The sequence below is a fragment of the Pseudomonas sp. JV449 genome, assembly GCF_032424295.1.
GTDB classification, from domain to species: Bacteria; Pseudomonadota; Gammaproteobacteria; order Pseudomonadales; family Pseudomonadaceae; genus Aquipseudomonas; species Aquipseudomonas marginalis.
In genome coordinates, this window is record NZ_VYKD01000013.1 from 64513 (window position 1) to 77045 (window position 12533).

Annotated in this window: 12 protein-coding genes; 7 read left to right on the top strand and 5 right to left on the bottom strand. The window is 60.9% G+C overall.

Translation table 11 applies throughout. The features are described from left to right. The first annotated feature begins 4 nt into the window (after nt 1-4). The 3 genes from F6S08_RS12455 to F6S08_RS12465 all read left to right on the top strand — a co-directional run bounded on the left by F6S08_RS12455 (nt 5) and on the right by F6S08_RS12465 (nt 3536). Nucleotides 5-1027, top strand: coding sequence for an ABC transporter permease (locus F6S08_RS12455; RefSeq protein ID WP_024076018.1), 1023 nt, complete (start codon nt 5-7; stop codon nt 1025-1027). A gap of 325 nt (nt 1028-1352) precedes the next feature. Beyond that, nucleotides 1353-1757 (top strand): TraR/DksA family transcriptional regulator, encoded by a 405-nt coding sequence (locus tag F6S08_RS12460; protein WP_003191666.1) that lies wholly within the window; start codon nt 1353-1355, stop codon nt 1755-1757. 546 nt (nt 1758-2303) lie between these two features. Next, nucleotides 2304-3536, top strand: a complete 1233-nt coding sequence (locus F6S08_RS12465) for a methyl-accepting chemotaxis protein (RefSeq protein ID WP_370737668.1) — start codon at nt 2304-2306, stop codon at nt 3534-3536. A gap of 81 nt (nt 3537-3617) precedes the next feature. Here the strand turns inward: F6S08_RS12465 and F6S08_RS12470 are convergent, their stop codons facing one another. From F6S08_RS12470 to F6S08_RS12480, 3 genes are all read right to left on the bottom strand, one after another. Then, on the bottom strand, nt 3618-3854 hold the full coding sequence (locus tag F6S08_RS12470) for a DUF2789 domain-containing protein (protein WP_065927942.1): 237 nt from the start codon (nt 3852-3854) through the stop codon (nt 3618-3620). A 72-nt stretch (nt 3855-3926) separates the two neighbouring features. Continuing rightward, nucleotides 3927-4157: a hypothetical protein gene (locus tag F6S08_RS12475; protein ID WP_065927941.1), complete on the bottom strand. Its 231-nt coding sequence runs from the start codon at nt 4155-4157 to the stop codon at nt 3927-3929. Nucleotides 4158-4272: 115 nt separating this feature from the next. Further along, complete coding sequence (locus F6S08_RS12480; protein WP_074846368.1) at nt 4273-4539, bottom strand: hypothetical protein; 267 nt, start codon at nt 4537-4539, stop codon at nt 4273-4275. 414 nt (nt 4540-4953) lie between these two features. On the opposite strand from F6S08_RS12480, the gene F6S08_RS12485 reads away from it, so the two are divergent. Further along, nucleotides 4954-5403, top strand: coding sequence for a hypothetical protein (locus F6S08_RS12485; protein ID WP_051429370.1), 450 nt, complete (start codon nt 4954-4956; stop codon nt 5401-5403). A 133-nt stretch (nt 5404-5536) separates the two neighbouring features. Then, nucleotides 5537-6553, top strand: coding sequence for an ABC transporter substrate-binding protein (locus F6S08_RS12490; RefSeq protein WP_315871657.1), 1017 nt, complete (start codon nt 5537-5539; stop codon nt 6551-6553). Between the two features lie 83 nt (nt 6554-6636). Here F6S08_RS12490 and F6S08_RS12495 read toward each other — a convergent pair whose 3' ends face one another. Together F6S08_RS12495 and F6S08_RS12500 are read right to left on the bottom strand one after the other, a co-directional pair. After that, the gene (locus F6S08_RS12495; RefSeq protein ID WP_065927940.1) at nt 6637-8763 is read right to left on the bottom strand and encodes a TonB-dependent receptor; all 2127 of its coding nucleotides are present in this window, start codon (nt 8761-8763) and stop codon (nt 6637-6639) included. 95 nt (nt 8764-8858) lie between these two features. Then, entirely contained in the window at nt 8859-9248 is a 390-nt protein-coding gene (locus F6S08_RS12500) for a DUF2946 domain-containing protein (protein ID WP_074846374.1), read from the bottom strand. Between the two features lie 92 nt (nt 9249-9340). On the opposite strand from F6S08_RS12500, the gene F6S08_RS12505 reads away from it, so the two are divergent. Continuing rightward, nucleotides 9341-9778 (top strand): DUF3995 domain-containing protein, encoded by a 438-nt coding sequence (locus tag F6S08_RS12505; RefSeq protein ID WP_065927938.1) that lies wholly within the window; start codon nt 9341-9343, stop codon nt 9776-9778. A 116-nt stretch (nt 9779-9894) separates the two neighbouring features. After that, complete coding sequence (locus tag F6S08_RS12510; RefSeq protein WP_315871658.1) at nt 9895-12396, top strand: TonB-dependent siderophore receptor; 2502 nt, start codon at nt 9895-9897, stop codon at nt 12394-12396. Nucleotides 12397-12533 lie beyond the last annotated feature (137 nt).

Below are 12533 nucleotides of genomic sequence, written 5' to 3' on the forward strand. Positions count from 1 at the left end.
GGCTATGAACGCAATAACAGACAACAAGCCTGCCACGGCCCCGGTCAAGCACCGTCGGCGCTTGCCCACCGAGCTGAGCATCTTCCTGGTGCTGATCGGCATCGGCCTGGTGTTTGAGCTGTTTGGCTGGATCGTGCGAGACCAGAGCTTCCTGATGAACTCCCAGCGCCTGGTGCTGATGATCCTGCAAGTGTCCATCATCGGCTTGCTGGCGATCGGGGTGACCCAGGTGATCATCACCACGGGTATCGACCTGTCTTCGGGGTCGGTGCTGGCGCTGTCGGCGATGATTGCCGCCAGTTTGGCGCAAACTTCCGACTTTTCCCGGGCGGTGTTCCCTTCGCTGACGGACTTGCCGGTGTGGATTCCGGTGGCGATGGGGTTGGGTGTGGGGCTGCTGGCGGGGGCGATCAACGGCAGCATCATCGCCGTCACGGGTATTCCGCCGTTTATCGCGACCCTGGGCATGATGGTCTCGGCCCGTGGCCTGGCGCGTTACTACACCGAAGGCCAGCCGGTGAGCATGCTCTCGGACTCCTACACGGCCATCGGTCATGGCGCGATGCCGGTGATCATTTTCCTGGTGGTGGCGGTGATCTTCCATATCGCCCTGCGCTACACCAAGTACGGCAAGTACACCTACGCCATCGGCGGCAATATGCAGGCGGCGCGGACGTCGGGGATCAACGTCAAGCGCCACTTGATCATCGTCTACAGCATTGCCGGGTTGCTCGCCGGTCTGGCCGGCGTGGTGGCTTCGGCACGCGCCGCCACCGGCCAGGCCGGCATGGGCATGTCCTATGAGCTGGATGCGATTGCCGCCGCGGTAATCGGCGGCACCAGCCTGGCTGGCGGGGTAGGGCGTATCACCGGCACCGTGATCGGCGCGCTGATCCTCGGAGTGATGGCCAGCGGGTTTACCTTTGTCGGGGTGGATGCGTATATCCAGGACATCATCAAGGGCCTGATCATCGTGGTGGCGGTGGTGATCGACCAGTACCGCAACAAGCGCAAGCTCAAGCGCTGAGCTTCAAGCTGCAAGCTGCAAGTCCGATGAGCTCTACAGCTTGTCGCTTGCAGCCTGCGGCTTATAGCTGCTCTACGAACTTTCCTGCTATAAACGCACTCCGATGACCATTCGCCAAGCCCGTCCTGGTGCCTTTGGGGGTTATATCGGTAAAAATGCCTGTCATTTCAGTTGCTGTGCCCTCAAGTCGGCCTTAGACTGCCGCCCCTCGTAAATTGAGTGCCGGGTGGCGCTTGGAATGGATGGCGCCTTTCCGAGACCTGCAGAGGTCGACCGGAACGCTCCCTTATTCGCCTTAATGCACGTATTTTTTATAGAGAAATCAATGACAAAGGAAAAGTTGCTGGCCATGCCGGCGGATGACTACATGAATGCCGAACAGCACGCTTTTTTCGAGAAGTTGCTGCAGGACATGAAGGTGGAACACCACGAGCGCATTGAGCAGAACCGCATCGCCATTGAAAGCCTGGACACCCCGGCCGACCCTGCCGACGCCGCTTCCGTTGAAGAAGAGCGCACCTGGCTGGTCAATGCCATCGACCGCGACCAGCGCATGCTGCCGCAGCTTGAGCGTGCACTGGAACGCATCAAGGAAGACTCCTTCGGCTGGTGCGATGACAGCGGCGAGCCTATCGGCCTCAAGCGCCTGCTGATCAGCCCGACCACCAAGTACTGCATCGAAGCGCAAGAGCGCCACGAGCAGATCGACAAGCACCAGCGCCAAGCCTGATGCGCTGAAGCTGGGGAATCGCCTGGGCGGTTCCCCGGAGAAAGACCCGTTACGCCCCGTCTATTGATCTGCTGCAGGCTACCCCACTAAAGGCCCATGGATAATGGCTGGATAGTGGCGTTTAATGCAGGGACAAAAATGACAAACAGTGGGGTAACGACGATGGCTGGAGACGGATCTCTGATGGGCGCAGCAGTGCCACCGCAACCGGTGGTGCGCGGGTTGCCCGGCTGGTTGATGCCGCTCCTGCAGAGCGCCGCCCTGGTGCTGGTACTGCTGGGCCTGGCGTTTGCCAGCCTGCCGATATACCTCTGCCTGCCCATTGCCTTGCTGGTGATCTGGCTGCCAGGCCTTATGAACCGCACCTCCCGCACGGCACCGCCCGTCACTGCCGATGCCATTGGCGAGCTGACCCGCGATCTGTCCTATACCACCAGCCACAACGCACTGTCCGCTGCCGGCGTCGCCTATTCAGTCAAGCAACTGGCGGCTCGAGTGCAATCGCAATTGGGCGCGGCCAAGCAGATCGTCAGCAGTGCCGAAGTGATGATCAGCACTGAAAAGGTCACCTCTCAACTCAGTCGCGAGGCCCTTCAGGCGGCCAGCCAGGCCCATCAGCGCAGCACTGAAGGCCGTGAAGTGCTGGCCCAGTCGATCATTCGTATGCACCAGCTCAGCCAGCGCGCCAATGCCAGTCGGGAGTTGATTGAAGCCCTGAGCCAACGCAGTGAAGAAATCCAGCGGGTGACCCTGGTGATTCAGTCCATCGCCAGCCAGACCAACCTGTTGGCGCTCAACGCCGCGATTGAGGCGGCGCGGGCCGGTGAGCACGGTCGCGGGTTCGCCGTGGTGGCGGATGAAGTGCGTGGGCTGGCGGGCCGCACGGCCACGGCCACCGATGAAGTCGGGGTGATGGTGGCGGATATCCAGCAACGCACTGCCCAGGTGGTTGAGCAGATTCGCCAGCTCTCGGCAGACTTGCACACCGGTGTCGAGCAGGTGGAGCACGCCGGCGAGCACCTGGAGAACATTGCCGGCCTGGCGGCGGGTGTGGAAGGCCAGGTCAATGAAATCGCCCAGGGCACCGACACCAACCGCGCCCAACTCGACAGCCTGTTCCATGCCGTGGAGCAAATGCGCAGCGATCTTATCGTGAGCGACCAGCAGACCCGCCAGTTGGCCGATGCCGCTGTGCAGATGGAAGGGCAGGCCGAAACGATCAGTGAGCGCCTGGCGGAAGTCGGGCTGGATGACTATCACCAACGCATCTACGACCTGGCGCGCGAAGGCGCGAGCCGGATTGCCGCGCAATTCGAAGCCGATGTACAGCAGAACCGCATCAGCCTGGATGACTTGTTCGACCGCAGCTACACCTTGATCCCCAACACCAGCCCGAGCAAGTACCACAGCCGGTTCGATGGCTACACCGACCAGGTGCTGCCGGCCATCCAGGAAGCACTGCTGCCACGCCATGAAGGCTTGGTGTTTGCCATTGCCTGCACGCCCCAGGGCTATGTGCCGACGCACAACAAGGCATTTTCCCAGGCGCTGACCGGCGATGCCCAGGTCGACGCGGTGCAGAACCGCACCAAGCGCAAGTTCGAAGACCGCACCGGCATCCGCTGCGGCAGCCACCAGCAAGCGGTGTTATTGCAGACCTACACCCGCGATACCGGTGAGTTGATGCACGACTTGTCGGTGCCGATCATGGTCCGGGGGCGGCATTGGGGTGGCTTGCGCCTGGGGTATAAGCCGGAGGGGGCGAAGGCTGCGCGCTAGGGATTGTTGTTGTCTGTGAGGCGGGGAAATACCAGCTGCCTGGCAAGCGCTATTGCGCTCAGGCAGCCGGCATTGAGTGGGTTACTGCGATTGATGCAGGCGCTGGTTCAGCTCATCCACCGCCATGGCCCAATCGGCGTCTTCACGCAGTTCTTCCTTGAGGAACTGTGCCTGTTGCGGCGTCCAGAACGGCGCGTCGATCAACTTGACGTCGTCACTCAACGGGTGCGCGACAATAAATGCGTCGATAGCTTCGGGGGTTGAGTCCAGGCCCAGTTGTTCAAATAAGGTTTCGAGTGTCGGTATTGGCGCGTCCATGTCAGTCTCCGTGCGGGTTTCGGGATCGTTATGCATGGGAGGCTTGTGGCGCGGTAGAGTTCGATCGGATTGTCAGGAGGTCAGTGCCCCTGAATCCACTGCAGCCTTGAGTGCCTGGGCGGATTCTTTTCCGGCGCTGGCGGCAGTGTCGAGGGTCTTGAACCAACGGTCTTTTTCGACCTGGTGCGTGGTGACGGTGGTCAACGGCGGCTTGGCGCGCATCACGATCACTGCTTGAAACTCACCGTCTACTTCCCTTGCGTCGCCATGGATGAAAAATTCGCCAATATCAAATTCCGTCACGTATCGCCTTCCCTTCGAGGTAACCAACAGCACTGATGAAACCTGGCCCGTGAGGGAGCAAATTCCAATGGACAGGCCAGTATGGCAGTTGTTGAAGGGCGGCGGCGCAGTAAAGTCATCCGGGTGACGAAACGATTCCGCCGTGCAGTGAGGCCTCCAGCCGCTTGGCCAGTTCACAGGCCTCGATGTGGTCGCTGCGAAAGCCTTTGATCCTGCCACTGGTGACTTCGCGGATATGGAAGAAGTTTCTTCCGGCGGGTACAACTTGGTAAAGAACGGAATCGGGGTACCCGTTGGGGCTGCGTAAGCAGTAGTATTGCTGTTCGTCCTGACATGATGAACGAGTGCGGGAAGACATAGCGTCGTATTGGCGTCGTTGCATGGTCAGCTCCTGTCGATCGATCTTGTTGACCCACCAGCGGCGTTACAGGTGGTTTTGACCCGTGTTGCTGTTTTAGTATTGTCGTCGGCAGTCGGCGTCTGGTTCCACGCCGAGGTGTTTTTGTTTGTATGAGCTGTCGGAAACTGCGTTTTTAATAGTGTTATTCTCTGAAGCGGGTCGACCGGTATTCTCTGGTTATTGAACCTGTGATCTCCTGCGATGCCTGATGTCCCTGCGCAAGGCCCATCGTGCATGCCTGTCCGGGGCTTTGGGCGCAGCAACGGGGTCTTCTTCAGTTTTCCATGAATGTGTTGTGTGATCGTGCCGAGATGGCCGTTTCTTTGTGCTGCCCGCTCCGGCGGACAGTGCTCTTTTCGATGTGGGGGCGTTTCCTTGGCAGTCAGTAATCTGGATATGCACGCGTTGTTCGTGCTGGGCGATTTGCGCGCAAAGTTGGTCAAGCAGTTTCAATCCCGTTTTGTTTACATCACTGAGCAGACGCCGGAAGGCATCTACATCGCCGAAATCGATACCGAAGCGGCAATGGTTGTGGATGACAAACCCCGTCTGGAGCTCAAGGTGGGCGACCATTTCCGTGCTGCGGTATTGCCCAGTCGCGAAGGTGGAAAGTTCGAACTCAAGTTCCGCGACATCAAGTTGACGGTGTATGGCTTGGGCGACTATGCCTTTGTGTCCTCGCCCGAGGGCCAGGGCATCGTCTTCAAGGAAGGCCACAGTGTGATGCTGGTGTTTGCGGCCCATGAACAACTGCAGGAAGGCCTGACCAAGACCCTCAAGGCCGTGACCGGCAAGGCCGCCAAATGGCGCAAGGGTGAGCTGGTGACGTTCAAGGCCAGTGAGTAATCGGTAAATACTGCGAACATCTCCTATCTCCCGGAACCTCTACTACAGTTGAGTTGACTTAACTATTCAGAGGCTTCGCGCATAGACAGCAAAGCCGTTCGTTGTTTGCTGCGACATCGCGAGGTGCATGGGCATGAAAGGATTGAGAACGCTGTTGGCTGCATCGCTGACGACCCTGGGTCTATCGGTGGCTTCACTGCCAGTTTCGGCCGCGCCAGCGCCGGTGCACTTTGCCGACCTGAACTGGGAAAGCGGCAGCCTGATCACCGAAATACTGCGGGTCATCGTCGAGAAGGGCTACGACTTGCCCACCGACACCTTGCCCGGTACCACCATCACCCTGGAAACCGCCCTGGCCAAGAACGACATCCAGGTCATCGGTGAAGAGTGGGCCGGCCGCAGCCCGGTGTGGGTCAAGGCCGAGGCCGAAGGCAAGGTGGTGGGCCTGGGCGATACGGTCAAGGGGGCCACCGAGGGGTGGTGGGTGCCGGAGTATGTGGTCAAGGGCGACCCGGCCAAAGGTATCAAGCCCCTGGCGCCGAACCTCAAGAGCGTGAAGGACCTTGCGCGCTACAAGGACGTGTTCAAGGACCCGGAGTCTCCCGGCAAGGGGCGCTTCCTCAACAGCCCCATCGGCTGGACCTCGGAAGTGGTCAATAAACAGAAGCTCAAGGCCTATGGCCTGGATGACAGCTACGTGAACTTCCGCAGCGGTTCGGGAGCTGCACTGGATGCCGAAATTGCCTCGTCCATCCGTCGCGGCAAACCGGTGTTGTTCTACTACTGGTCACCGACGCCGTTGATGGGGCGCTACAAGCTGATCCAGCTGGAGGAGCCACCGTTCGATGCCGAGGCCTGGAAGACCCTGACGGATGCGGATAACCCCGATCCGAAGCCTACGCGGTCGCTGGCGTCCAAGCTGAGTATTGGCGTGTCCACGCCGTTCCAGAAGGAACATCCGCAGATTGCCGGGTTTTTCCAGAAGGTCGAGTTTCCGATCGAGCCGCTGAATAAAGCCCTGGCGACCATGAGCGAGAACCACACCGCGCCCCGGGAGGTGGCCCAGGCGTTCCTCAAGGAGCATCCTGAGGTGTGGAAGGCGTGGTTGACCGAGGATGTGGCGCAGAAGGTCGAAGCCAGCTTGAAGTAAACACGGCGCTTATTGCCGAGCGGAGATCAAAAATAATGTGGGAGGGGGCTACACCCCTCCCACATGTTGTTTGCACTGTCGCTTCAGAATTTGGTTTGCACCGCCAGCTCGAATGTCCGTGGCGCTCCCAGGTAATACGCTGGCGACACATGGGCAAACTCGGCATACACCTCATTGGTCAGGTTGCGCACCCGGCCGGTCACCGAGGTGTGTGAATCCACCTGGTAGCGCAGGAACGTCCCGAACAGCGTGTAGGCCGGCACCGTCTGGGTGTTGGCATTGTCCGCATACACCTCGGCGACATAGCGTGCATCCACACCGCCTTGCCAGTCCTCGGTAAAGTCATAGGTCAACCACAGGTTGCCGATGCGCCTGGGCACGTTGGTCGGTGTATTGCCCTTGCGCGAGACCACCGCGCCACTGGCGATTTTCTCGTTGAACTCATCGTATTCGGCATCCACCCAGGCGATGTTGCCTTCCGCCAGCAGCCTGGGCGTGATGCGCAATGAACTGGCCAGCTCGATGCCCTTCGATGACTGCGCGCCGACCGGGATGCTCGTGGTCGGGTCCTGCGGGTCGGTTACGGCAAAGTCTTTGCGTTCGATCTTATAGACAGCAACGGTGGCCGAGCCACGGCCGTCCAGGTAGTCGAACTTGCTGCCCACCTCCCATTGTTTGCCGGTCGACACATCGAACACCTGGGTGGTCGTACTCGGTTGCTCGGCGGCGGTGCTGTATTGCACGTAGACATTGGCCGATGGGATGAACTGGTAAGTCAGGCCGACGCGACCGGTCACCGGTTCCCAACGGCGCTTGAAGTGCCGTGGGTTGGTGGCCGTGACCTCGCGGTGGTTGGTCACATCCAGGTCGATGGCGTCGTAACGCAGGCCGCTCAGCAGCGAGAGTTTATCGGTAAGGCCCAGGCGGTTCTCCACGAACAACGCCTTGGTGGTGACCTCATTGGTCTTGTCCTTGCCAAAGTTCTCCCGGGTACGCGGGATGTCGTAGAAGTACCCGGGGGCGAAGCCGTTCGGGTCCACCGTGCTGTTACCCGGCACATTCAGCGGCGTGTTGGTTGTGCTGTTGACCTTGTACTCAAAACCACCGGACCAGGTGGTCGACAGGCCGAAGAGGCGGTCGTCATGGCGCAGCTCGAACTGGTTGCCGTGCTGTTCGCCCTGGTGACGCACCTGGTAGGCGGTCGAGCGGTTTACCGCACTGTTGTCGGCGTTGTATTGGTAGGTTTCGAGGTTGCGGTAATCACGCTGGCTATCGAGGTGGTAGAGCGTATTTTTCAGCGTCGTGCTGTCGTTGACCCGGTAGTCGATGATCGAGCGCGCCCAGATCGTGCGCTGCTCGTAACGGCCGTCGGCGACGTTGTAGTTATTGAAACGGTTGTGTTTGTCGATCTTCAGCTCGCCGGCCTTGGGGTTGAGCACCGGCGTGCCCCAGTAAGGGCTGTCTTCCTGTTCATCCTGGTATTCCAGGGCCAGGGTATGGGACAGGTCGGGAGTGAGGTCGCTGAGCAGGGAAAACGCCAGGCTCCAGGCCTCACGCTGGTCGCGGTCGATGTAGCTGTGGTTGGTGTTGCGGCTCACATCCAGGCGCGCGTAATGCTGCACCTCGGCGCCGGGCTCGGTCAGCGCGTGATTGACGCCGAATGCCATGCCGGTGGTGTCGTAGCTGCCATAGGTGAGCTGACCTTCGGCGGCCTGCTCCTCACGGGTGGCCAGCTTCGTCACATAGTTGAGCGAGCCGCCTACGGAGCCGGCGCCGTTGATCAGGGAGGAGGGGCCGCCCACCAGTTCCACGCGGTCATAGATCCAGGCATCCACGGGGCGGGCCAGGCCGGTGGCGACATTGATACCGTTGAACATCTGGGTGATCTGGCTGCTGGTAAACCCACGGTAAGAGACAAACCCGCCAAAACCCGGCGGCGCACTGGCGTTGACGCCGGGCAGGGTGTTGGCGGCATCGCGGAACGTCTTGGCACCATGGCGCTCGATGTCACTGCGGTTGGCAATGGCAACCGACGCTGGGGTTTCCCGCACGCTCAGTCCCAGACGCGACGCCACGCCGCTGGATTGATCCAGGGTGAGGCCGGGTTCGGCAGTTGATTCGCCATCAATGGTGGTCGGAGCCAGTTCGATGGCCCAGGCGCAGGCAGGCAGGCAGCCGAACAGGCCCGCCAACAGGGGTAGATGTTTCATGGTTGAATCCTGAAAAACTTGGCTTGAAAACAACGCACGACCGTCCGTCATTCCGTGTGGAACCGGTGGTCAGTGCAGATTGGAAAGCAAAGGGATCAGGCGAAGGCGGGGGGCGCGCGCGGGTTAGCCGTGGGCCAGGTGAAGCGGGCAGGGATATCAGCGGCCAGCACGACGGCCGGCGGCGGTGCATGGGGTTGTGGCACCACCGCCACATTCAGGTTGGAACTGAGCGCCGGGCCCATGCCGCCGGTGGAGCACAGCGGGCAACCAAACGCCTTGGACAGCGTCGGCAGGCTCTCATCGGTGGAGTTGGACGGCTTGGGCGCCTGGGTACGCGGGTCGACGGTACAGAACTGCCCGCCGATGCCATTGAGCTGCATCCCCACCATCTGCCCGTGACCGATACTGCAGGCGAATACATTGAACAGGACGCAGCAATAGAGCATCCAGGCAATGAGCGAGCGGTCGGCACGGGCGATTTTCATGGGGCGGCACTTTACCATCAGCCGCCGACGAAATGCCTGCAAAAAATCCCAGGGCGACTATCCTGTTTCGCACCTTTCAGGGAGAACCCGCCATGAGCTTTGTCATCGCACGATGGATCGTCGGCGTTTTTACCTGCATCAGCATGGTGCACTTGTACTGGGCTGCCGGCGGCAAACTCGGCAGCCTCGCCGCCATCCCCCAACTGCCCGGCGAATTCGCCAGCGGGCCTCGCCCTGCATTCAAGCCCTCGGCGCTGGGTACCTTTCTGGTGGCGATGGGCTTGGTCGGCATTGCGCTGCTGGTGTGCCTGCGGGCCGGGCTGTACTTTTCGGCGGTCTCCCATGCGGCGCTGCAATGGGGAATCAGCGCGATCGCCCTGCTGATGTTTGCCAGGGCGATTGGGGATTCGGAGTTGGTGGGTTTTTTCAAGAAGGTCGGCGGGTCACGGTTTGCGCGGTGGGATACGTGGTTCTATTCGCCGTTGTGCCTGGCGTTGGGGGTGGGATTGTTGGTGGTGGCGTGGGGTTAATGAGGGAGACACAACACACCGATCTACGCCGCCCAAATAAAAACTGCTCTCATTCTTGCCCGATTTGCCGACCTGGCCGTCATGGTTAATAGAACCTCTATTACCCAGGATTTCCCATGTCGCGCCTTGCTCGCCCCTTGCACCCACTGGCCTTGTCAGTGGCGTTGGCTTTCGCCGCCGTGCCGTTGCTGAACGTCCAATCCGCCTTCGCCGAAGAAAGCCGCAGCGCTGTACGCGGCTTCCAGATTCCGGCCGGTGACTTGAGCCAGGCGCTCAATATCCTGGCCGAGCAGGCGGGCCTGGTATTGGCGTTTGATGCGAGCCTGACACGCGGCAAACGCAGCAATGGCTTGAGCGGGCAGTATGCCACCGACGAGGCGCTGACCCAGTTGCTCGCCGGCAGCGGCCTGCAGGCGCTGAAGCTCTCGGCCGACCGCTACCGCCTGGAAGCCATCCCGGATAACGGCGGCGCCATGCAGCTGCAGGCCACCACCATCAGCGGCGCCTACCAGGCCGAAAGCCCTACCGGGCCGGTGTCCGGTTATGTGGCTACGCGCAGTTTGTCGGGCACCAAGACCGATACCGCGCTGATCGAGACCCCGCAGTCGATCTCCATCGTCACCAAAGACCAGATGCGCGCACAGAACGCCGAGAGCCTCAACCAGATCCTGCGCTACAGCGCCGCGGTCATCCCGGAAACCCGCGGCGCCACGGCGTCGCGTCTCGACCAATTGACCATCCGTGGGTTTGCCCCGGCCACTTACCTGGACGGCCTGCGCATGCCGTCGAGCCGTGATGCCTTGCCGCAAAAGGATGCCTTCGACCTGGAGCGCGTCGAAGTGCTGCGCGGCCCGGCGTCGGTGCTGTACGGGCAGGGCACGCCGAGCGGGGTGATCAATATGGTCAGCAAGCGCCCGCTGGATACGCCGTTCCATGAAGTGGGCGTCGAATACGGCACCTTTAACAAAAAGCGCACCACCTTCGATTTGAGCGGGCCGATTGACGATCAAGGCGTGTATTCCTACCGCGTCGCGGGGCTGTTCGACGATGCCGATGGCCAGGTCGATCACACCGAAACCCGTCGCCAATCGTTGTCCAGCGCGTTCACCTGGCGGCCGGACGAAGACACCTCGCTGACCTTGCTCGGGCATTTCCAGAAGGACCCCAAGGGCGCGTCCTATGGTTCGGTGCCGGCCTGGGGCTCGGTATTGCACAGCCCGACCGGGCGCAGCATCGACGTGGACTTCTACGACGGCGAAAAGAACTTCGAGAAAAGCGATCGCGAGTACTACTCCATCGGCTGGGCCTTCGAGCATCACGTCAACGATGTGTGGACGGTGCGCCAGAACGCGCGTTACCTGCGCAGCGAAGGGCGTTATCGCAGCCTCTACAGCAACTACCTGATGGCGGATTACCGCACTATTCGACGTTCCACCATTGCCAGTGACGTCGACATGGATGCCTACACCCTCGATAACCAGGTGCAGGCCAAATTCGACACGGGCCCACTGCAACACACCCTGCTGATGGGGCTCGACTACCAGAACACCAGCACCGATACCCTGTTGGGCTCAGGGACGTATACCGCCGGGCCGACCCTGGATATTTTCAACCCGGTGTATGGCGCGGCCGTGCCGGTACCGGCGTACACCACCGACGGTACGTCGCGCAGCGAACAGACCGGCGTCTATCTGCAAGAGCAGATGAAGTGGGACAAATGGGTGCTGTTGCTCGGCGGTCGTTATGACTGGGCCAGCACCGACAGCACCACCAAGACCCTGCGCACCGGGGCCAAGAGCCAGTCCTCCCTGGACAGCAAGGCCTTTACCGGGCGTATTGGCCTGGTCTATCTCTTCGATAACGGCCTGGCGCCGTATGCCAGCTATGCGGAGTCGTTCAACCCGCAGTCGGGCACCGGTTACGGCGGTTCGGTGTTCAAGCCGACCGAAGGCAAGCAGTATGAAATCGGCATCAAGTACCAGCCGCCGGGCAGCAACAGCTTTATCACCGCTGCGATCTTCGACCTGCGCCAGACCAACGTCCTCACCACCGACCCGGACCCCACCCACTTGTGCGGCAGCGGTCGCTGCCAGAGCCAGGACGGCGAAGTGCAATCCCGTGGTTTTGAGCTCGAAGGCAAGGCCAGCCTCAACGACAACCTGGACATCACGGCGGCCTATGCCTACCTGGATAACCGCATCAGCAAGTCCAACAACACCGTGCGCTATGCGCCCATCAGCGACATCGGCGTAGGCCCAGCCATCAATGCCGAAGGCACCACCACTTATGCGGTGCCGCGTCACACCGCGTCGGCGTGGGCGGACTACACCTTCCACGATGGCAACCTCAAGGGCTTCGGGGCCGGTGCCGGTGCGCGTTATGTCGGCTCATCTTGGGGCGACACGGCTAACACGCTGAAAGTACCGGGCTACACCTTGTTCGATGCGGCGGTGCACTACGACATCCAGAACATCGTCAACCTCAAGGACAACCTGCGGCTGGCGCTGAACGCTACCAACCTGGCGAACAAAGAGTACGTCGCGTCGTGCTACTCGTACTCATGGTGCTGGTATGGCTCGCAGCGTACGGTGCAGGCGAGTGCCACCTACCAGTGGTAAGTACCTGGGCCTGTGTAGTGAGCGAGCTTGCTCGCGCTGGGCTGCGAAGCAGCCCCAAAACCAGGCACCGCGTTCTACCTGATACCCATAGGTGTATTGGTGGGGGGCCGCTTCGCGCCCCCGCGCGAGCAAGCTCG